Origin of the sequence: Streptomyces sp. NRRL F-525, from assembly GCF_000716605.1 — a bacterium.
Lineage (GTDB): Bacteria > Actinomycetota > Actinomycetes > Streptomycetales > Streptomycetaceae > Streptomyces.
On the sequence record NZ_JNXE01000011.1, the window covers coordinates 90,658 to 110,997 of the forward strand.

Sequence of the window (20,340 nt, forward strand, 5' to 3'; positions counted from 1 at the left end):
TCGCGATGGCTTGACACTCGCTTTTCGGGCGCCCATCATCGGTGCGAACTTCGGCGAGTCATCTCGCACACCTGCTGTCGCTTTGCTTCCAGGCCCCCACGGTCGATCGATTTGAATCGATTCAAGCAACTGGTCAACGAGTTGAGCAGCTGGTTCCCCATCGATTCGGGAGGTACTCATGCGCCGCCGCCGGCCACCGCTGAACAGAAAGCCCAGTCCAGGGCGCCTAGTTGGGCTCACTATGGTGGTGGCCGCCGCGCTGGCCGTGGCTCCCGCGCTGTCGGCAGGGGCCGCGGAGGTGGCCCCGACGGCCGCCCCCAAGGCGGCGCTTGACGCGGTGAACTACTCGCCGACCTCCCGCACCCTCAAGCCGACCGCCGTCTACCGCACGTCCGGCAGCGTCGCGAACCCGACGAACGTCCTCAACGGACAGGCGACCCGGATCTCCGGCTCGCAGTCGGCCGTCACGCTCGACTTCGGGAAAGAGGTCGGCGGATTGGTAACGTTGTCATTCGGCAGCACCAGTTCCAGCGGCCAACGCGTCGGCCTGGCCTTCAGCGAGTCGTCCCTGTACGTGGGCAACAACAGCGACCGCAGCAGTGGCCGCGACGGCGAGGACGGCGCCCTTTACGCCACGCCCTCCGCCAACGGCACGTACACCGTGCCGACTGCTCAACTCCGGGGCGGGTTCCGTTATTTGACGGTCTTCCTCGACAGCTCGGGCTGGGTGGACCTCAAGGGCGTCAGCCTCAACTTCACCGCGGCACCGGGGAAGGCGAACCCGGCGGACTACGCCAATTACTTCACCTCCAGCGACGAGTTGCTCAACCGCATCTGGTACGCCGGTGCCTACACCGTGCAGTTGAACACCATCGCCTCCAACCAGGGTCGAGCCTGGCCCCCGCCCTCCTCGGCCTGGGACAACAGCGCCACCGTCGGCGTGGGCGACTCCGTGCTGGTCGACGGCGCGAAGCGCGACCGTACGGTGTGGCCCGGTGACATGGGCATCGCCGTCCCCACGCAGTACGCGTACTCCAACGACCTCACCTCGACCCGCAACGCGCTCACCACGATGTACAACGCGCAGTCGTCTGCGGGTGAAATCCCTTGGTCCGGGCCGCCGTTCAACCTCACCGGCTCGGACACCTACCACACGTGGACCCTGCTGGGGACGGCCACGTACTACACGTACACCGCCGACCGGTCGTGGCTGGACTCCGAATGGTCCAACTACAAACGGGGGATGGCCTTCATCACCAACAAGATCGACGGCAACAACCTCCTCAACGTGACCCGCACCCAGGACTGGGCCCGGGTCGGCCAGGGCGGTGAGAACATCTCCGCCAACGCGCTGCTGTACGGCGCCCTCAAGGGCGGCGCCACCCTCGCCACGGTCGAGGGCGACAGCGCGCTCGCCGCGAGCTGGAACAGCAAGGCCGCCGCGATCAAGACTGCTGCCAACTCCCTTCTCTGGGACGCCTCCAAGGGCATGTACAAGGACAACCCGAGCAGCGGGCTGTACCCGCAGGACGGCAACTCCCTCGCCGTCTGGTACGGGTTGAGCGACTCCACCGCCAAGTCGAAGAGCATCATCACCGGGCTCGGCAAGAACTGGGGCATCTACGGTCCGACCACGCCCGAATGGGGCGGCAACGTCTCGCCGTTCGCCGGCGGCATGGAGCTGAACGCCCGCTTCACCGCCAACGACGACTTCACCGCGCTCGACCAGATCCGTCGCACCTGGGGCCACATGCTCGACAGCGACATCGGCACCAAGAGCACGTTCTGGGAGGGCATCCAGTCCGACGGCGGTCTGGCGTACGGCGGTTCGTTCATGAGCCTCGCGCACGGCTGGTCCACCGCGCCCACCTCCACGCTCACCTTCGACGTGCTCGGCACCGCGCCCGAGTCGGCGACCGGCGCCTACCGCTTCGTCCCGCACCCCGGTGACCTGACCAGCGCCCAGGGCCGCATCACGATGCCCCAGGGTGCCATCAACGCGTCCTGGTCCCGCGACCCGTCGGCCGGTACCTATTCGGCCACCCTCTCCAGCCCGTCCGGCAGCAACGGCCGTATCGGCGTACCGAAGTTGGGCGGCGACATCACCGTTACCGTGAACGGCACCGTCGTATGGAAGAACGGAACCTTCACGCCCACCTCCGGCATCACCGGCGGCAGCCAGGACGACACCTACGTCTACCTCACCGGCGTCGCCCCGGGCAGCTACACCGTTTCCGCCACCGGCCTCGGCAACCCGTCGGCGCCCACCCAGCCCGGCACCGGCGCCCTGCGCGCCAGGTACACCCGGTGCGCAGGCGAGGGCGGCACCTGCTCCTTCAGCGGCACGCGCTCGGTGGCCTACGGCGCCGGGACGTACACCTACAAGACCGTGACCAGCAGCACCGCCTGCTCGAACGACTCCTTCGGCGGCGACCCGGCGGCCAACCTCGTCAAGTCCTGCTACGTCGCGGACGTTGGCGGCCCGCCCGGGTACACCGCCTGCGCGGCCGAGAACGGGACGTGCGCCGTGCCCGGTTACAACCGTGACGTGGCCTACGGCGCCAACGGCAACTTCGTTCACCAGGTCACCAACGGCTCCGTCGCCTGCACCAATGCCCACTTCGGCGATCCCATCGACGGTGTGGCCAAGTCCTGTTACCTGCCGCCCGCGGGAGCACCGGCCGGTGGCTGGACCAAGTGCGCCGACCAGAACGGGACTTGTGCCGCAGTGGCAGGCCAGCCGGTGATGTACGGCGCCTACGGAGCGTTCGCCACGGCCACCGCCACCGGCGACACCGCGTGCACCGACGCCACGTTCGGCGATCCCATCTCCGGTGAGTCGAAGGCGTGTTACACCGCGACCGGCGGCCCGGTCGGCTACGCCACCAACTGCTCGGCGGAGGGCGGCACTTGTTCCTTCAGTGGACAGCAGACCGTCGCCTACGGCGCCCGGGGCCGCTTCCTCTACAAGGCATTCACCGGCTCCGCCGCCTGCACGACGGCCGCCTTCGGCACCGACCCGCTGCCCAACGTGAGCAAGTCCTGCTACCTCACGTCCTGAGCGGCCCCACACATCCGGCAGCCTCCAACTCCCCGCGTGCCGGGGGCTGCCGGATCACTCCGGATGGGCCACTGCCTCCTTCTGCAGGTGCACCGCGGCCAACAGGCTCAGCTTCGGTTCCGCCTGACGCAGTGCCCGCACCGCCGTGACCGAGGCGATGTCCCCGGTGAATCCGACGGCGGCCAGTCGGGACCTGACCCAACGGGCCTGCAGCAGGCTCTCGTTGGCGGCCGCGGTGGACTCGACGAGAGCGGCGGCGCGTTCCAGGCCGGGGCGCTCCTCGGGGGACGCCCCGGCCAAAGCCTCGCGCAGAGCCGCCGCGACCACGTCCGAGTCCCGGACGGTCAACACGAAGGTGTTCTTCTTGCTCAGTCCCGTGATTCCTGTCATGGGGCTCAGCGTGAACGTCATGTCCCCCGTGCGCCAAGCGACTTGAGGAGGCTCAGAGGCTCGGTCACCGGTCGTCGTCCTCCGCGGTCAGCACGAAGGCCAGCAGGGCCGTCGTGGTGAAGTCCAGCGAGGGCTCCACCGTCTGCCAGGCGCCCACGTCGTCCACGTACCGCGAACCCTTGCCGTCGAAGTCGGTCCAGGCTCCCGACGGCGGGGCGGCGGTGCACTTCTTCATGGTGGGGAAGCCGTTCAACTCGGCCAGTTTGTCAGCCGCGTTGGGGCCGTTGACCACCGCGCCCCGCAGGATCGCGCCCTTGCCGTCGAGGCTGCCGCGGAGGTTGGCCAACTGGTGTTCCGGGCAGTGCGGGTAGACCTCACCCGCACCGATCATGAAGCTGGTGCCCCACGGATTGGCGCCGAGGGCCCAGCCCCGCTGCCGGCCGGCGAACGCGTCGTAGCGGGTGTCCCCGGTGGCCTTGGCGTAGAGACGGGCGGTGGCCACCAGCCCGAACGTGTGCGGTACGGCGTCGAAGTCGTCGTAGACCGCACCGGCCCTGAACGGATCGTGGTCCGCGTGATCGACCCCGTCCTCCAGCTGGCGCCGCAGATCCTTGTTCAGGTCATCGGCCCCAACTCCGTTGCTGCGGGCGCCGTCCAGAGCGGTGGCCAGGTCGACGTGGGCCAACGCGCTGACGTCCGCGACATTGAGGGTGCCCTTGACGTCGGAGTCCAGGTAGGCCTTGGCCCAGTGGGCCGCCTCGCCGGTCCAGTCGGCCTCCCGGTCGTCACTCAAGTCCCGTGCGGCCAGGGCCAGTTCGGCACCGGCGAACTCCATGTCGTCCTGCCAGGAGTCCTCGGGGTAGAAGGCGCTCGGGAAGGCCGTGACGAGCGGCTTGTCGGGGTCGTGGTCGGTGTCGGCCAGGTCGTAGACGGCGGCGGCCTTGTCCAGCCACTCCCGCGCCTGGTCCGGGTCGCTGTCGGCCGTGCGCTGCGCGGCGAGGGCGAACACCGCGGCCACCCGCCCGGCCAGGCTCGGAGTGATCGGCTCGCCCGGCTTGTTGGCGCGGAACACCGGCCGGTGCTTGATCGTGTAGTCCGGGTCACCGGGCTCCACATCGAGCCGGTCGTCGGCCTCCGGCAGCCGCCACACGTCGTGATCCGTCCGTACGGCGTCGTTGCCCGCGCCGATGCCGACCTGGGCGTAGAGCGTCTCGCTGTCCCCGTCCCACATCTTGTCCACCCACTCGAGGCCGTGCTCGGCCTCGGCGGACAGCGAGTCCATGTCCGGCAAGTCCCGTTCGGCGAGCAGGAGTTCGGCGGTGGAGTAGGAGGTGGTGCCGGTGAACTTGAGGAAGTCGCCCGCGTCGAACCAGCCGCCCGAGACTTCGGCCTTCGCGCCGGTCGGGGTCAGCCCCTCGTCGAGGAGTTCCTCGCCCGCCTCGTCGTAGTGCGGGTCGGCGTAGACGGTCGCGTCCTCGTCGGCGAGATGGGACGGGCCGTGGGTCAGACCGCCGCCGGACACCACGTCGGCCCCGTCGCGCTGCGCCTGCAGGAAGCGGACGTTGTCCCGGACCAACGGGGTCATCAGATCGCTCGCGTCGGCGATCCGGAAGGCGGGGGAGCGGCCGGCCGCGGTGCCGGACAGGACGATGCGGTACGTGCCGGGCTTGTCCAGCGCGGAGAGGTCGACGGTCCGCACGGACGGGAACTTGGCGTTCCAGTGACCGGTGACGGCACCGAGCCGGCCCGCCGTGACCACCTTGCCCTTCGCGTCCACGACCTTGAAGCGCGTCCCCGCGAGCGCCTTCGTGGGTCCCATCACGTACGCCTGTTTCGTCTCGCCGCGCACATAGCCGACCTGGTCGACGCGGACGGCCACGTTCGGGGCGGACGGGGTGGCGGCCTCGCCGTAGACATTGAGGCCGACGAGGACGGCGCCGATGGTCACGGCGGTGGTGGTGACCAGCAGGGCTGGGCTGCGCAATGCGTTCATGCGCCCACGGTGCCGGGACCTTCATGAGATGAGGATGAGGACGCCGGGGATGCGTCCGTCGGGAGGCGGAGTTCGGCGAGCAGGCCGCCGCCGGGGGCGTCCGTGAGGCGGGCGGTGCCGTGGTGCAGACCGGCGACCCAGCGGACGATGGCGAGGCCCGCGCCCGTGCCTGGACCGGTCCCGGTGACCCCGCGTGCGAACACGCGTTCCCGGTCAGCGAGCGGTACGCCGTCCCCGTGGTCGCGGACCGTGACCAGCCCCGGCGTGACGCCGACCTCCACCGGCGAACCGGCCGGGCCACCGTGCCGCTGCGCGTTCTCCACCAGGTTCCGCACCGCCTGCGCCAGCAGGTCCGGATCGCCGCGCACCACCACCGGCTCGGCCGTCACCGTCACGCTCTCGTGGTCCGGCAGCTCCTCGACCGTGGTCTCCACCAACTGGTCGAGCCGCAACGGCACCAACTCGACCCGCTGCGCCCCCGACTCCAGCCGCGCCCTGGCGAGCAGCCCGGTGACCAGCCTGCTCAATCGGTCCACGAGCCGTAGCGCCTCGTCGGACGGCCCGTTCCGCTCCACCACGAGCCGCAGCGTCGCCAGCGGTGTCCGCAACTCGTGCGCCGCCTCGGCCAGGAACTGCTCCTGCTGCCCCAGCCCCCGCAGCGCGGGCCGCATGGCCCGCCCGGACAGCAGATGCCCCACGGCCGCCGCGCAGCAGACCAGCGCCGTGCACCCGAGGGCCAGCCAGCGCACGAGGAGGTCGTGGTCGTGTTCGCTGCGCGCCAGTTCGGTGCCGACGAGTACGGCCGCCCCGATCCGGTCGTCGTCCCAGACCGGCGCCGCCGCCCACCGCAGCCGCCCGCCCTTGGTGGCGGAGGCGCTGACTTGGACCGTTCCCTGTTCGTCCAGGACGCGGTGCCAGACCTCGTCCAGCTCGTCCGTGTCGGGCAGTGACGACCGTCCGGGTACGACGTTGCGTACGGTCGGCGTCTTCCCCGGCGCCGCCTGGAGAACCGCCAACACCTGGGCGCCCTGGGCGAGTTCGTCCTCGCGCAGCGGCTCCAGGTGCAGGACGCCCGCGTCGAACCAGACCGCCCGGGACAGCCCCGCCGCGCGGCTGCCGACCTCGTGGTCGAGGCCGGAGCGGCGGGACGCGGAGTCGATACGGATCGCGACCACGGCGAGGACGACGAGATAGGCCGCGGTCGTCGAGGCGAAGAGGAGGGTCATCAGGCGGCGGGTGCGCCGGAGCCGGGCCACGGCGGGTGAGGTGTCGCGGCGGTTCATGCCTCGCCGCCCAGCCGGTAGCCGACTCCCCGCACGGTCCCGATCGGGTCGGGCGGGCCGAGGCGTCTGCGCAACTGGCCGATCAGGACGTCCACCACGTTCGACATCGGCTCGCTCGCCTCGTCCCAGCAGCTCTCGATCAGCTCGCTGCGGGTGACCACTTCGCCCGCGCGCAGCATCAGCAGTTCGAGGACCGCGAACTCCTTGGCGGAGAGGCTGAGCAGGACCCCGGCCCGGGTCACCCGGCGTCGCGGCAGGTCGAGTTCGAGGTCGCCCGTGCGCAGGACGGACGGTCGCGCGGGCTGCTCCCTGCGGCACAACGCCCTTACCCGTACGACCAGTTCGGCGAAGGCGAATGGCTTTACCAGGTAGTCGTCCGCCCCGTGCTCGAAGCCGGCGACGCGGTCGCTGACCGCGTCCAGCGCGGTCAGGAGCAGGAAGGGCAGCACAGATCCCGCCCGGCGATGTGCGGCGAGCAGGGTGAGGGAGTCGCCGTCCGGGACCGAGCGGTCGGCCACGACACAGTCGTAGCGATTGACGGAGAGCTTGAGATCCGCCTCGGCGAGCGTGCGCGCGAGGTCCACCGCGAACCCCGCGTCACGCAGTCGAGCAGCGACGACGGGCCCCAGCTCGGGGTCGTCCTCCAAGACCATTACGCGCATGGGCCGGAGCTTAGGCGACGTCGGGCCGCGCTCCCGGATGCCGTACGCCGAGTGCGCGGCCCGCCGCCCTGAGTGATCAACTGCTGGGCACGGTGTCCTCGAACGTGGTGCCCGCGCCGCGGTACGCCGCGACCTTGGCGGCCACCTGCGCCGGCGTGAGGACCTGGTCCTTGACGTGCAGGACGTAGTCGACCTGTTCGTCGTAGGAGCGCGGGGTGGAACTGGTCAGGCCGCCGAAGTCGATCAGCCACTGGTTGAAGTTGATCGACATCGGCCGCTCCGGCAGGTACGCGGCGTCGTGGGTGCCGAAGAGCTGGCCGTCGATGTAGTACTTGATGCTGCTGTTGTCGATGGTCAGCACCAGGTCGTGCCAGCCGTTGTAGCTCTGCCGGCCCTCGGTGTGCTGGTTGACCGCGATCCACGGGTCGGCCTGGTAGGTCTCCCAGGACGTCGTGTAGAGGATGTTGGAGGTCTCGCCCCAGCCGCCGTTGGGGAGGTACTCGAAGTCGTACTCGGAGTAGTCGTCCGCCAGCGGGGCCGTGAGGTCGTTGATGGTGAAGAACGTCTGCACGAGGTGGTCGCCGTCAGGTCCCGACCTGGGCGCGTCGTTGAACTTGACCCGCGCCGCGTAGGTGCCGTTCTTGAACTTCCTTGTGTTGGTGACGACTTCGGTCTGCTTGGTGCTCTCGCCGGTGCCGGACGTCGACGTCTCCAGGTTCATCACGGAGTTGCCGCTCGTGCTGGCGAACGTGACGTTCTCGGGCGCCCAGGTGGCACCGGAGACACCGGGACCGCCGGAGCTGGAGCGCACGCTCCAGCCGTGCGAGGAGATCTTCGGGTCGTTGTAGGCGCTGTAGTTGAAGTCGTCGAACAGCGTGGCGCCGGTGGCCGGGGGATCGGTCGGCGGGTCGGTGGGCGGGTTCGTCGGGTCGTTCCCGGCGGGGGCCGTGCCCCAGAGCGTGGTGCCGGCCAACTGCGCGGTCACCTTTGACCAGTCGGCGTACGACGTCTGCGCGGCACCGAAGGAGTAGTCGTCGCTCTGGGTCAGCGTCTGCCACGTCGACTGGTAGAAGCGCAGCTGCATGTCACTGGTGTCGGCCCCGGGCGCTAGGGTGCCCGCGCCGGAGGTGAAGCCGATCTCCAGGTAACGGTCCGCCGTGGCCGTCGGGTTGGCGAGCGTGCCGAAGGTGCCCGTGACGTTGGCGCAGCCCTTGACGGCCCAGGAACACGCGAAGCGGTAACTCGCGCCAGCCGAGTCCGCCTTGAAGTAGTAGCGGAGCTTGACGCTCGCCAACTGCACTGTGCTGGAGCCCGTGTTCCGCACCTTGAACCAGGGCTCGGACTGGTCGGCGGTGGCTCCCGTGGCGCTGGTGCGGTACTGCACGCTCAGCCCGTCGCCCGCCGCGCTTGCGGTGGACGGCATGGCGGTGAGCGCGGCGGCGCCCATGGCCACCGCGACGGCGGCGGACGCGGCGGCGCGGAGTCTGTTCTTCGCGAACCTGGTGTCGAACCTCTTGTCGAGTCTCATGTCGTGCCTCTCCAGAAAGGTGGGGTGATTCCGGAACGGACAGGTGAGCGGCGGTACTTGAGAGGGGGCGGTACGGGGAGGGGGGATGGCTCAGGGGTGGTACCGGACGCCGAGCGCGTCGAGGCGGGCCTTGTGGTCGTCGAGCCGGGACCGGAAGTCCGCCCAGTCGGTGGCGCCGCTCCAGGCGCGATCGGCCAGGGCGCACAGGCGGGGGTAGGTGAGGTACTCGACGCGCTCGGGCGTCCTGACGAACTCGGTCCACAACTGCGCCTGGGTGCCCAACACCCGCTCGGCCGCGCTCCGTTCGGCGTCCTCGGGCACGGGGTCGTGGGAGTGGACGGCGCGCAGATCGACGATGCCGCCGGGCTGGGCCGGGAGTTCGCCCGGGTCCTCGGACTGGGCGTAGTCGAGATAGGTCGCCCGGTGATAGGCACTGATGACGGGGTGGCCGCGGCGCGCCGCCGCCAGGGTGTGCGCCGAGTCGCGCCACGTCATCACCGCGAATTCCAGGGGCAGTTCGGCCCCCGTCTCGGCCCAGCCGACCGGACGCCGCCCGTGCCGTACGAGGAAGTCGCCGATCCGCCCGAGGAACCAGCCGTGCAGTGCCGCCGGGCTCGACAGGCCCTGCGCCAGGGCCCGTTCGCGGGCGGCGGCACTGTGCGTCCACTCGGCGGTGGGGCACTCCTCGCCGCCGACATGGATGTAGGGCGAGGGGAAGACGTCCATGACCTCGTCGAGGACCGTACGGCAGAAGTCGAGGACCTCGTCGTGGACCCCGAGGACGGTGTCGCACACGCCCCAGCGGGTCCAGACGTCGAGGGTGCGCTCGGGGTTGTTGCCCAGTTCGGGATACGCGGCGAGGGCGGCTCGTACATGCCCGGGCATCTCTATCTCCGGCATGACGGTGACCCCGCGGGCTGCCGCGTAGCTCACCAGGCCGGCGAGTTCGGCCCGGGTGTACGAGCCGCCGTGCGGGACGCCGTCGTACAAGTCGCTTCCGGCGGGGCCCACTTGGGACTCGGCGCGGTGACCGCCGATCTCCGTGAGCTTCGGGTAGGCGGACACCGGCATGCGCCAGCCCTGGTCGTCCGTGAGGTGCAGATGGAACACGCCGATCTTGTGCAGCGCCAACAGGTCGACGTACCGGCGCAGACAGGAGACGGGCTGGAAGTGCCGGGCCACGTCCAGCATCGCGCCGCGCCAGGGATGACGGGGGAGGTCGGTGATCTCGACGCAGGGCAGCACCCACCGGGTGTCGGGCTGCGGAGTCTCCGACAGGGCCTGCGGGGGCAGGAGTTGGCGGATCGTCTGGATACCGCGCAGCAGCCCGGTGAGGTGCGCGGCGCGCAGCAGTACGGCGTGCGGGGCGACGGTGAGGCCGTAGCCCTCCTCGCCGAGACCGGCCAGGCCGGGATCGAGTGTCAGGGTGAACTGCCCGTCCGGGGACGGCCGTAGCGGCAGGCCGGTGGCCGGGGCGAGCAGGGTGCGCAGCAGGTCCGCGGCCGGTTCGGCGCCCGCGCCGATGTGCAGGGCGGTGTCGGCGTCGAGGGTGAACTGCCCCGGCCGTACGGCGGACTTGGTGGGTCTGGGGACGAGGGAGAGCACGGAACGCTGTGCGGGCATGGGGCGCCTCCGGGACGGGACGGGGCGTGTGGGGGAGGCCCACCTGGGGAGGGCATGAACGGACACCTGACCACCTGACCAGTGGGGCCCACTGGACAGCTCACCTCTCGATGTGGGGATGAAGGTGGCATAGACCAATGCGGACGTCAACCCCTCGCACTGCAAGGGGACTTGGCGTGCGGGTCGGCCCGGTTCGGAAGGATCATCGCCCGGTGGTGGTTACACTGCCCGGGTCAACAGGGCGATTGCGGGCTACCGTTGGTCAACTGGTCAGGTGGTCAACCAGGGGCTCCGCGCATGAGGAGTACGACATGAAGGCCGACGCGCCAGGTGCGGTACTCAAACGGGAGCGGGTCCGCGACTTCATCCTCGACCTCGTCGAGTCGCACCACCCGGGGGACGCGATCCCGTCCGAGCGCGTCCTCTGTGCCCAACTCGGCGTGTCCCGGCCGACCTTGCGCGCGGCGGTGGACGAACTCGTCGCCGCGGGGCTGCTGGTGCGGGAGCACGGGCGCGGCATGTTCGTGGCGCCCGAGAAGATCACTCAGGAACTCGTCTCCGGCGAACAGACCATGACGGCGCCTCAGGCCTCCGGCGCCTGGTCGAGCCGCCTGCTGGAGTTCACCACCATCCCGGCCGGCGCCCGCGTGGGACGACGGCTGCGCCTCTCGCCCGCCGCCGAGATCGTGTACGTGGCCCGGCTGCGCCTGGTCGACGGCGCCCCGATGGCCATCGAGCACCTGCACATCAGGGCCGACCTCGTACCGACCCTGTCCGCACGGGAGTTGGAGGCCGGGGACCTGTACGAACACCTTCGGGAACAGCACGGCGTGCACGTCCAGGAGGCGGTCCAGGCGATCGAGCCGACCGTCGTCACCCGCGCCGAGGCCGAACTCCTCGACGTCCCCGAACTCTCCCCGGCCCTGCTCTTCGAGCGGCTGACGTCGGACACCACGGGCCGGCCCGTCGAATACGTCCACTCGGTCTATCGCGGCGACCGCTACCGCATCGTCTCCCGACTCACCCTCGGCCCTTCGGTGACGGTCCCGTCGACCCCGCTCGGCCACCATCCCGGCATTCCCCCGGGCGACTTCGCCCACCGGGACACGATCGCGGCGTCCACGCGGGGGGACATTCAGTCGGCGTCCTGAGGCGCGGGTGCTGGCGTGGTCCGTGCCCTGGTGACCGCGTCGTAGAGGGACTTCGGATCGTCGGCGTGCAGCCTGATCACCCGTACGAGGCGAGGCGCGCCGAGGAGCTTGGGCGCGTTGACCGGTTCGGTCAGTTCGAGGGTGAGGGAGGTCTGGGAGCCGACGGGGAGGTTCAGTTCGCCGTCCTTCTTCTCGTGGGTGAACCGCGTCTCGCGTCGGAAGGAGGCGATCTGCGCGAGGGGGACGCGGAGGTCGACGTGGGCCGCCTGCCGGACGCGCAGGACACCTCCGGCGAGGACGTGTGGCCGGGTGACGGCGGCCGCGTGCATGCCGAGGACGAACAGGACGGTGTAGACGTCGACGACCAGGAGGACGGCGTGGACGACGGGCCACCTGGCGAGCAGAAACGACAGGGCGACCGTCTCGGCCATGCACACGAACGTGAGGCCGTACATCATGCCCGCTTGGTCGCGGGCGTGCGGGAAGACCCCGTCGGCCTCGCCGACACCGTGCGGACGGCGTGCGATCCACCGGACCAGGCTCGCCAGGATCCGCGCCTCGTGCGCCACGTACCGCGCCACGCGCTCGGGCACGAGCCTCGCCAGCGCCTCACGCCGGGACAGGCCGAGCCGCCGTAGCCGCAGCCAGACGTGGGCCTCGGCGGCGAGGAGTATCAGCAGGAGCGCCTTGCCGCCGAGCAGAACGGCGTCCGGCACCGGAACTCCGCTGAACAGGCAGGCCACCAGGGCGAGTTGGGCGGGCACTGCGATGGCGCGCAGCCTCCGTTGGACCGGTCCACGTGCGGGGGCTCCGGGCTGGGGGAGGGGCGTCTGGATCTCCGGCGTCGTCGTCATGACGGGGGTTCCTGTCGGTACGGCGGGGCTTTCTGCCGGTGCTTCGCGAGGTCGATCGCCCGGCGTACCGCCGCCGACTGGGCCGGTGCCAGGTCCGCGAAGAGGGCGTCGGTCAGACCGGCGTCCGGCTGGTCGGAGAACCGCACGGCCAGGTCGTCGGGCAGCAGGGCCGCGAGCGCGGCGGCGGCACGGGTCAGCCCGGGGTCGTCCGGATCCTTGTCGGCGAGGGCGTCCAGCAGGGCGTACATCTCGCCCGCGTGCTCCGCCATTCCCCGCAGCGTCTCCATCAGCCGGACCCGGTCCGCCTCGGGGGCCACGGTGTCGAGGAGGGCCAGGATCTCCCGGTCCTTCACGGCCATGGGGGAGTCCGGCAGCTCGCCGAGGCCCGCCAGGAGGGCGGCGAGCTGCGGTGAGAGGGGCGCGTCGGCGGTCAGGCCCCCGTCCCGTGCCTCGGCCAGCAGCGCGGCGAGCCGTTCGCGCCGCTCGTGGATGACCGTTTCCTGCTGTGCGAGGTCCTCGTCCAACTCCTGGAGGACGTCCACCAGTTCGCGGCCCTCGTCGTCCGCGATGACGTCGCGCACCTCGTCGAGACCGAGGCCCAGCTCGGTCAGCCGCCGGATCCGGGCCAGCAGGACGGCGTCCCGGATGCCGTACTGGCGGTAGCTGTTGCTCCGCCGTACGGGTTCGGGCAGCAGCCCGAGATGGTGGTAGTGCCGCACGGCCCGCGGGGTGACCCCGATGAGGGCGGCGATCTCGCCGATTCGCATGAGGTCAGTAGAAACCCTGACGTCGCGACAAGGTCAAGGAGGCTTGGGCGACGGGCGGTGCGCGCCGCCCAAGCCGTGCCGAGCATCGGGTTCCACCGGGTGGAGAGGGGGCCGGATCGCCGATGACCACGCGGCCGCGGCTCCCGTCCGGGGTGAGTGGATCGGGGTGCTCGGCTCCGCGAACTGCCCCTGCCCGCCCCGTACTTACAGCTCCCCGGGCCGCCCGTACCGGTAGAAGAACGGGCCGATCTGGCCGGCCAGCGCGCGGGTCAGGCCCGAGCTGTCCTCCATGAGGCGCGCGCCCGGGTCGAGGTCGCCGACGTAGAGCGGGTCGAAACCGGCGTCCGTGATGAGCTGCGCGGTGACGTCCTTCGCGCCCGGCTCGGCGGCGTAGAAGTTGCTCGGGGTCACGCGCTGGGTGCCGATCTGGTCGTACGCCGAGGCGAAGACCGTGTTGAACGACTTCGCGGTCGGGCCGCCGACGATCGACTTCACCTGGTGCGCGAGGGAGGGGAAGGCGGTGTCGCGCTCCGAGTAGAGGTTGGTCGCGTCGATGGTGACCTGGCCGTTGGGCCCGGTCACGCCACTCAGTGCCTCGGCGATCTGGTTGCCGGGGACGGCCACGACCACCACATCGGCGTCCGAGGCGTCACCGCCGTCCCGGCCCAGCGTCCTGACCTCGTGCCCGGCCTTCTCCCACAGGCGGGCCAGGCCGCCGCCGACGTGTCCTCGTCCGATCACCGTGATGTTCATGCCGGCCTCCGGTCTGCCTGGGGTTGCGTTGCGGGAGGATGTGTCCTCGTTGACGTATCAACAAAACACCACTGATGTTGTCGTGTCAACCAATGCCGCCAGGGCGGGGGAGGAGCAGCGAGCGCTGTTCCTCCCCCGCCCTGAGGGGATGGGGGTGAGGGGACGGGCGGATCTCAGACGGCCTGCGCGGTGGGCAGGATGGTGATCTCGGTGAGGTTGACGTGGCGCGGTACGGCGGCCATGAAGGCGACGGTCTCGGCGACGTCGGCGCTCTGCAGGACGTCGATGTCGTGGATGAGGTCGGCCATCAGCTTGGACGCGTCGGGGTCGGTGACGTGGTCGGGCAGCTCGGTGTCGACCATGCCGGGCTCGATGGTGGCCACGCGGACCATCTTCGGGCCGAGTTCCACGCGGAGCAGCCGGGTGAGGTGGCTGATGTACGCCTTGGTGCCGGAGTAGATCGAGAACTTCGTCAGGATGCGGGTGGCCGCGATCGACGAGGTGTTGATCAGGTCGGCCGGCTTGCCCGCGGCGGCGGACTCCGTGAGGTGGGGGAGGAACGCGGCGATCACGTTCATCAGCCCGCTGATGTTGAGATCGATCTGGCGCTGCCAGTCGTCGACCTTCAACTCCTCTATGCCGGAGATGAGTTGGACACCGGCGTTGTTGAACACCAGGTCGGCCTTGCCGAAGCGCTCGGCGACCTGGTCGGCGGCGGCCTGGACGGCGGCGCGGTCGGTGACGTCGACGGCCAGGGCGAACGCGGTGCCGCCTGCGGCCTCGATGTTCTTGACCACGCCTTCCAGGCGCTCCTTGCGGCGGGCCAACACGACGACGGTGGCGCCGAGTTGGGCGAGCCGTTCGGCGGTGACGGCACCCATGCCGCTGGAGGCGCCGGAGACGACGGCGACGCGGCCGGAGAGGGGGGTACCGGTGAGCAGGGCGGAAGTAGACATCACAGAACCTCAATCACTCTGATGGGGAAGGTGTTTGATGGTGTGTTAGGTGTGGGGGGTGCATCGGATGTGTCGGGTGGTGGCCAGTGCGGGTGCCCGAACTCGTCGGCACGGGCACCCGGACTCCTCGGGCACGGGGGTCGAACTCCTCGCGCCCGGGCGCCCGTTGCGCGTCAGGCGGCGTCGTCGTGCCCGGTGGCCGCGGACTTCTCGCGCCACGGGGCCAGGTCGTCCTGCACCTGCTGGTACTTGACCTCCAGCCGCTCCAGCGTGTCGCGGCCGAGGTAGAGGTGCGTCGGCAGCTTCTCGGTACCGGTGACCTCGACGATGAGGGCCGCGCCGAGGACGGGGTCGCCGAGCTGCGCGTGGTTGGCCCGGTCGATCCAGTCGAGCGTCACGTGCGCCGGGGTGTCGTCGTAGTCGGCGATACGGTTCGCGGCGACCGAGAGGGAGCTGGAGTCGAGGAAGTCGGTGCGGAAGACGCCCGGTTCGACCACCATCGACTGGATCCCGAACGGCGCCATCTCGGCGGAGAGCGCCTCACTGACGCCGGCGACCGCGAACTTCGACGCGGAGTACAGGCTGACCCCGGGCTCGCCCTCGAAGCCCGAGCGGGAACCGATGTGCACCAGCTTGCCGGAGCCCTGCTTGCGCATGACGGGCAGGACGGCCCGGGTGACGTTGATCAGGCCGAAGACGTTGAGGTCGAACAGCGACCGCGCCTCCGCGTCCGTGATCTCCTCCAGCGCGCCGAGCAGACCGCGGCCGGCGTTGTTCACCAGGACGTCGATACCGCCGAAGCGCTCCACCGCGGCCTCGACCGCCTGCGGGATGCTGTCGTTGTCCGTGACGTCCAGGGCGACGGCGAACACGTTGTCGGACTTCTTGAGGTCGTCGGGTACCCGCTCCGGATTCCGTACGGCGACCACGACATTGTTACCGCCTGCCAGTGCGGCCCGGGCGATTTCCGCGCCGATTCCGCGGGAGGCGCCGGTGACAAACCACGTAGCCATGGGGAGAACCTCTTTCGTCGCTTCCCCTTTGTGGGGGGATTTCCTGTTGACGAGTACGAGTCTGTCCCGCCGCGACGGGGCTATGAAGGCAGCGGTTTTCCTGGGAGTCCCACACCCAGGAACGGGCGTCGACCGGTGAAGTCGGTGACATGTCAACAACCTGGTACCGTGAGGCCATGTCCGAACCGCGATGGCTCACCCCCGACCAGGCCGACGTCTGGGCGAAGTACCGGAGAGTGCGCCGCGAGCTGCAGCGGGCCCAGGACCAGCAACTTCAGCGGGATTCAGGCCTGTCGGCGGCGGACTACGCCCTCCTCGCGCCCCTGTCCGAGTCCGCCGACGGCGTGCTGCGCGCGCGGGAGCTCGGTGCCGAGGTCGACTGGGAGCGCAGCCGGCTGTCCCATCAGATCAGCCGCATGGAGAAGCGCGGGCTCGTCACGCGCGAGCCCTGCGCGGACGACGCCCGCGGCTCGATGGTGCGGCTCACGGAAAAGGGCCGGGAAATGATCGAGGCCGCCGCGCCCACGCATGTGGAGAACGTACGGCGGCTTTTCTTCGACCCGCTCACGTCGGACGAGGTGCGGCTTTTCGGCGATTTCCTGGACCGAATACTGGGAGCGGTCGAGCGGAATTCCCAGTAACCCGGGTCGGGCTTTTACTGGGCGCCCCGCGCCGGATCCTGCTGGTGCGGCACCTCGGGCGCGCTGAGTGAACCCAGCAGGGCCAGACCGTCCGCCGAGGGCGAGTCCGGCTCGGCCTGCAGGATGATGAGCTGCTGCCCGGGCGCGCTGCGGATGTTGAGCGCCTCGTGCCGCAGCTCCAGGTCCCCGACCACGGAATGGCGCATCTGCTTGACTTCGTAGGGCGGGACCCGGGTGTACTCACGGGCCCACAGCGAGCGGAACTCGGGGCTGCGCACGGACAGTTCACCGACGAGTTCCAGGATGCGGGGATCCTCGGGCGTGCTCGCGGCGGACTGCTGGAGGTCGGCGACCGCGCGGTTCTTCGCGCGTTCCGGGCTCCGGTAGAACGTCTTCGCCGCGGGGTCCAGGAAGAGCATGCGCAGCACGTTGTCGTGCTGGGTGAAGTCGCGGTAGAGGGCGTCGGCCAGGGCGTTGGTCGCCAGCAGATCCTGGGCGTGACCGATGATGAACGCCGGCGTCCTGGTCCAGCTCTCGATCAGCTGTCGCAGATGCGGGCGCACCCGCTCGACGCGGGAGGGCGACTTCGTACGACGGCTTGTGGGTCGCGCCAGCCGGAACAGCTCCAGTCGGTCCGCCTCCGCGAGCCGCAGCACACGGGCCATGGCCTCCAACACCCGTACCGACGGGCTCAGTTCACGGCCCTGCTCGAGTCTGCTGTAGTAGCTCGGGCTGACCCCGGCGAGCGCGGCGACCTCGTCGCGGCGCAGCCCGGGCACCCGTCGCCGGCCGGAGCCGGACAGCCCCACGTCGGCGGGGCTGACGCGCTCCCGGCGCGAGCGGAGGAACTGACCCAGCCCTTCAACCGGGCCGGGGCGCACGTCGTCGTTGTACATACCGTCGAGGCTAGGCGGAAAAAACCCGGAGAAGCTCTGCCGACGGTGGGTGCGTTGCACCCAGGATCACGGCTCCCGGGGTGGCACGGAGGAGCTGCGGGGCAGGTCGCCCGGGTGGTGAATCACGCTGTGTGAAGAGTGTGGAACCTGGTGCGTTTGTGCGCGAGCGGCTCTTCTCAACGATCGAAAAGCATCTAGTCTTGCCGCATGAGCAATGGGACCCCTTTGGGTGATTTCCTCCGGGCCCGCCGCGAGGCCCTCAAGCCCCAGGACGTCGGTCTGCCCGAGTACGGCCGACGCCGGGTGCCGGGACTGCGCAGGGAAGAAGTCGCGATGCTCGCCGGAGTCAGCTCCGACTACTACATCCGGCTGGAGCAGGGCCGCGAGAACAGCCCGTCGCCGCAGGTCCTGGAGGCCGTGGCGCAGGCGCTCAAGCTGGACGCGGAGTCCGCCGACCATCTCAACCGCCTTTGTCTGACGCCCTCGCAGCGGCCGCACGACTGGGGCCAGGCCGATATCAGCCCGCAGCTGCTGCAGTTGATGGACGGCTGGGAGCACACTCCGGCGTTCGTGCTCGGCCCGGCGCTCGACATCCTCGCGGGCAACTCCCTTGCCACGGCGCTGCACAGCGGGTTCGACGCGTTCGACAACCTCGCGCGGAACGTGTTCGTGGATCCGGCGGGGCGCGAGTTCTACCAGGAGTGGGAGCGGGCCGCGCACTCCTGTGTCGCCGAACTCCGGGCCGCCTACGGACACGATCCCGAATCGGCCCGTATTGCCGAGGTGGTCGACGAACTCTCCGCGGAGAGCGAGGAGTTCGCGGGTCTCTGGCGGCTGCACGACGTCAAGAGCAAGTCCCAGGAAGGCAAGCACCTCAAGCACCCGGACGTCGGCGACCTGCACATCGCTTTCGCCGCGTTCACGGTCAACGGCGCCCCGCATCAGCAACTCGTCGTCTACCAGGCCGAACCGGCGAGTCCGACGGCGGAGGCCTTCGAGACGCTGAGGGCGCTGGCCGCGGAGCCGAAGAAGGCCCAGGCGAACGCAGGCACGTAAACAAACCGAGCCTGGTCCTCCCGCACCCAGGAAAACCGCGGCCTTCATACCGGCGCGCCGTCTGCCGAGACTCGAAGCGGCAGACAGCGCGCCGGCCCCGCCGCCGGGACGCGCTCCGTACGGCGTCGGGAGCGGACATGACCACCGTGAAGGACCTTCAGCCCCACCCCCTGGACCAGGTTCACCATCTGATCGAACCCGGTCCCGTCATCCTCGTCACCACCCGGCACCGGGGCGTCCCGAACGTGATGACCAATGGCTTCAACATGATGGTCCGCCACGCCCCGCCGCTGATCGCGTGCACCATCGGCCCCTGGGACCACAGTTACGAGGCGCTCGTCGAGACCGGCGAGTGCGTCGTCTCCGTCCCGACGGCGGAGATGGCGGCCACGGTCGTCGACATCGGCAACTGCTCGGGCGCGGACGTCGACAAGTTCGAGGAGTTCGACCTGACCGCCGTGGACGGCGAGAAGGTCCAGGCGCCGCTCGTCGCGGAGTGCTTCGCCAACATCGAGTGCCGGGTCGCCGACACCAGCCTCGTCGCCCCCTACAGCCTGTTCGTCCTGGAGCCGGTCCGGGCTTGGACCGATCCAACGCAGCCCGCCCCGCGCCTGTTCCACCACCGCGGCGACGGCACCTTCACGCTGGACGGCCCGACCGTCGATCTCAAGGACCGCATGACCAAGTGGCAGTACCTTCTGTAAGCCCGCCGATCCTCTGGACACTGGAGACTCGACCATGCCCCGAGCAGTGAAGTTCTCGCGCTACGGCGGCCCGGAGGTGCTGGAGGTCGTCGAGGTGCCGCGACCGAAGCCGGGCCCCGGGGAAGTACTCGTCCGGGTCGTCGTCGCCGGGGTCAATCCCGGCGAGGCCGGCATCCGGCAGGGCGTCTTCGCGGACATGTGGCCGGCCGGCTTCCCCGAGGGACAGGGCAACGACTTCGCCGGCTGGGTCGCCGAACTCGGCGCTGGCGTAAGCGAGTTCGCGGTCGGCGACGAGGTCATCGGCTATCTGCCCCGAAGGGCGCAGGCCGACTACGTCGTCTCGCCCGCCGACGTCCTCGCCCCCAAGCCCGCCGACATCAGCTGGGAGGCCGCGGCGCCGCTGTCCGCGGTCGGTGTCACGGCATGGGCCGCCGTAGACGCCGTGGACCTGGAAGCCGGGGACACCGTCGTGGTGTCCGGCGCGGCCGGCGGGGTCGGCTCCCTCGCCGTGCAGCTCGCGCGGCTGCGCGGCGCCACGGTCATCGGCACCGCCGGACCCCACAACGCGGACTTCCTGCGCTCGCTCGGTGTCGTCCCCGTCGAGCACGGCCCCGGCCTCGCCGACCGGCTGAAGGCCGCGGCACCCGACGGGATCGACGCGTTCGTCGACACCTTCGGCCAGGGCAACGTCGACATCGCCGTCGAACTGGGCGTGCCCCCGCACCGCGTCAACACCCTCGCCGACGGCCGGGCCGTAGCCCGCTATGGCGTCCGCAGCAGGGCCCAGGAGGACGTCTTCACCCCTCAACTGGTCGCCGAACTGGCCGAACTGGTCTCCAAGGGACAACTCACCGTCCCCATCAGCCAGGTGTATCCGCTGGAACAGGTGCAGGAGGCCTACCGACAGGTGCAGCGGCGGCACACGCGGGGAAAGATCGTGCTCAGCCTGGTCCCGCCCGACGAACGCTCCGCACCGCGCGCCTGACGCCCCGACCGCACTCCACGGAGG

At 70.2% G+C, this 20,340-nt stretch carries 18 protein-coding genes; 6 read left to right on the forward strand and 12 right to left on the reverse strand.

Annotated features, from left to right (window positions below; all coding sequences use genetic code 11):
• Nucleotides 1-241 precede the first annotated feature (241 nt).
• A complete protein-coding gene (locus tag OO69_RS17920) occupies nucleotides 242-3,061 on the forward strand; it encodes an MGH1-like glycoside hydrolase domain-containing protein (protein ID WP_033281675.1) in 2,820 nt (939 codons plus the stop codon).
• Between the two features lie 54 nt (nucleotides 3,062-3,115).
• Here OO69_RS17920 and OO69_RS17925 read toward each other — a convergent pair whose 3' ends face one another.
• From OO69_RS17925 to OO69_RS17950, 6 genes are all read right to left on the reverse strand, one after another.
• Entirely contained in the window at nucleotides 3,116-3,451 is a 336-nt protein-coding gene (locus OO69_RS17925; protein WP_033281787.1) for a hypothetical protein, read from the reverse strand.
• Between the two features lie 64 nt (nucleotides 3,452-3,515).
• A complete protein-coding gene (locus OO69_RS17930; protein WP_051801084.1) occupies nucleotides 3,516-5,444 on the reverse strand; it encodes a glycoside hydrolase family 9 protein in 1,929 nt (642 codons plus the stop codon).
• On the reverse strand, nucleotides 5,441-6,727 hold the full coding sequence (locus OO69_RS17935) for a sensor histidine kinase (protein ID WP_234444465.1): 1,287 nt from the start codon (nucleotides 6,725-6,727) through the stop codon (nucleotides 5,441-5,443). Before OO69_RS17935 ends, OO69_RS17930 begins: the two co-directional genes overlap by 4 nt.
• Complete coding sequence (locus OO69_RS17940; RefSeq protein ID WP_033281676.1) at nucleotides 6,724-7,389, reverse strand: response regulator transcription factor; 666 nt, start codon at nucleotides 7,387-7,389, stop codon at nucleotides 6,724-6,726. The genes OO69_RS17935 and OO69_RS17940 overlap by 4 nt, the downstream gene beginning before the upstream one ends.
• Nucleotides 7,390-7,465: 76 nt before the next feature.
• Nucleotides 7,466-8,917 (reverse strand): cellulose binding domain-containing protein, encoded by a 1,452-nt coding sequence (locus OO69_RS17945; protein WP_033281677.1) that lies wholly within the window; start codon nucleotides 8,915-8,917, stop codon nucleotides 7,466-7,468.
• A 90-nt stretch (nucleotides 8,918-9,007) separates the two neighbouring features.
• Nucleotides 9,008-10,540: a beta-N-acetylhexosaminidase gene (locus tag OO69_RS17950; RefSeq protein ID WP_033281678.1), complete on the reverse strand. Its 1,533-nt coding sequence runs from the start codon at nucleotides 10,538-10,540 to the stop codon at nucleotides 9,008-9,010.
• Between the two features lie 311 nt (nucleotides 10,541-10,851).
• Here OO69_RS17950 and OO69_RS17955 point away from each other — a divergent pair, with 311 nt between their 5' ends.
• Complete coding sequence (locus OO69_RS17955) at nucleotides 10,852-11,691, forward strand: GntR family transcriptional regulator (protein ID WP_033281679.1); 840 nt, start codon at nucleotides 10,852-10,854, stop codon at nucleotides 11,689-11,691.
• Here OO69_RS17955 and OO69_RS17960 read toward each other — a convergent pair.
• The 5 genes from OO69_RS17960 to OO69_RS17980 all read right to left on the reverse strand — a co-directional run bounded on the left by OO69_RS17960 (nucleotide 11,676) and on the right by OO69_RS17980 (nucleotide 16,034).
• Nucleotides 11,676-12,545, reverse strand: a complete 870-nt coding sequence (locus OO69_RS17960; RefSeq protein ID WP_033281680.1) for a hypothetical protein — start codon at nucleotides 12,543-12,545, stop codon at nucleotides 11,676-11,678. The genes OO69_RS17955 and OO69_RS17960 overlap by 16 nt on opposite strands.
• The gene (locus OO69_RS17965) at nucleotides 12,542-13,312 is read right to left on the reverse strand and encodes a MerR family transcriptional regulator (protein WP_033281681.1); all 771 of its coding nucleotides are present in this window, start codon (nucleotides 13,310-13,312) and stop codon (nucleotides 12,542-12,544) included. Before OO69_RS17965 ends, OO69_RS17960 begins: the two co-directional genes overlap by 4 nt.
• A 204-nt stretch (nucleotides 13,313-13,516) precedes the next feature.
• Complete coding sequence (locus tag OO69_RS17970; protein ID WP_033281682.1) at nucleotides 13,517-14,065, reverse strand: NADH-ubiquinone oxidoreductase; 549 nt, start codon at nucleotides 14,063-14,065, stop codon at nucleotides 13,517-13,519.
• A gap of 173 nt (nucleotides 14,066-14,238) precedes the next feature.
• A complete protein-coding gene (locus OO69_RS17975; protein WP_033281683.1) occupies nucleotides 14,239-15,021 on the reverse strand; it encodes an SDR family oxidoreductase in 783 nt (260 codons plus the stop codon).
• Nucleotides 15,022-15,194: 173 nt separating this feature from the next.
• A complete protein-coding gene (locus OO69_RS17980; protein WP_033281684.1) occupies nucleotides 15,195-16,034 on the reverse strand; it encodes an SDR family NAD(P)-dependent oxidoreductase in 840 nt (279 codons plus the stop codon).
• Nucleotides 16,035-16,210: 176 nt separating this feature from the next.
• Here OO69_RS17980 and OO69_RS17985 point away from each other — a divergent pair, with 176 nt between their 5' ends.
• Nucleotides 16,211-16,675 (forward strand): MarR family winged helix-turn-helix transcriptional regulator, encoded by a 465-nt coding sequence (locus tag OO69_RS17985; protein ID WP_033281790.1) that lies wholly within the window; start codon nucleotides 16,211-16,213, stop codon nucleotides 16,673-16,675.
• Between the two features lie 14 nt (nucleotides 16,676-16,689).
• Here OO69_RS17985 and OO69_RS17990 read toward each other — a convergent pair whose 3' ends face one another.
• A complete protein-coding gene (locus OO69_RS17990) occupies nucleotides 16,690-17,571 on the reverse strand; it encodes a helix-turn-helix transcriptional regulator (protein WP_051801085.1) in 882 nt (293 codons plus the stop codon).
• Nucleotides 17,572-17,778: 207 nt separating this feature from the next.
• Between OO69_RS17990 and OO69_RS17995 the strand changes: the two genes are divergently transcribed.
• The 3 genes from OO69_RS17995 (at nucleotide 17,779) to OO69_RS18005 (ending at nucleotide 20,316) form a co-directional block, all read left to right on the forward strand.
• Nucleotides 17,779-18,627 (forward strand): helix-turn-helix transcriptional regulator, encoded by an 849-nt coding sequence (locus OO69_RS17995; protein WP_033281685.1) that lies wholly within the window; start codon nucleotides 17,779-17,781, stop codon nucleotides 18,625-18,627.
• Nucleotides 18,628-18,764: 137 nt separating this feature from the next.
• Nucleotides 18,765-19,331: a flavin reductase family protein gene (locus tag OO69_RS18000; RefSeq protein ID WP_033281686.1), complete on the forward strand. Its 567-nt coding sequence runs from the start codon at nucleotides 18,765-18,767 to the stop codon at nucleotides 19,329-19,331.
• Between the two features lie 34 nt (nucleotides 19,332-19,365).
• Nucleotides 19,366-20,316, forward strand: a complete 951-nt coding sequence (locus OO69_RS18005) for an NADP-dependent oxidoreductase (RefSeq protein WP_033281687.1) — start codon at nucleotides 19,366-19,368, stop codon at nucleotides 20,314-20,316.
• Nucleotides 20,317-20,340 lie beyond the last annotated feature (24 nt).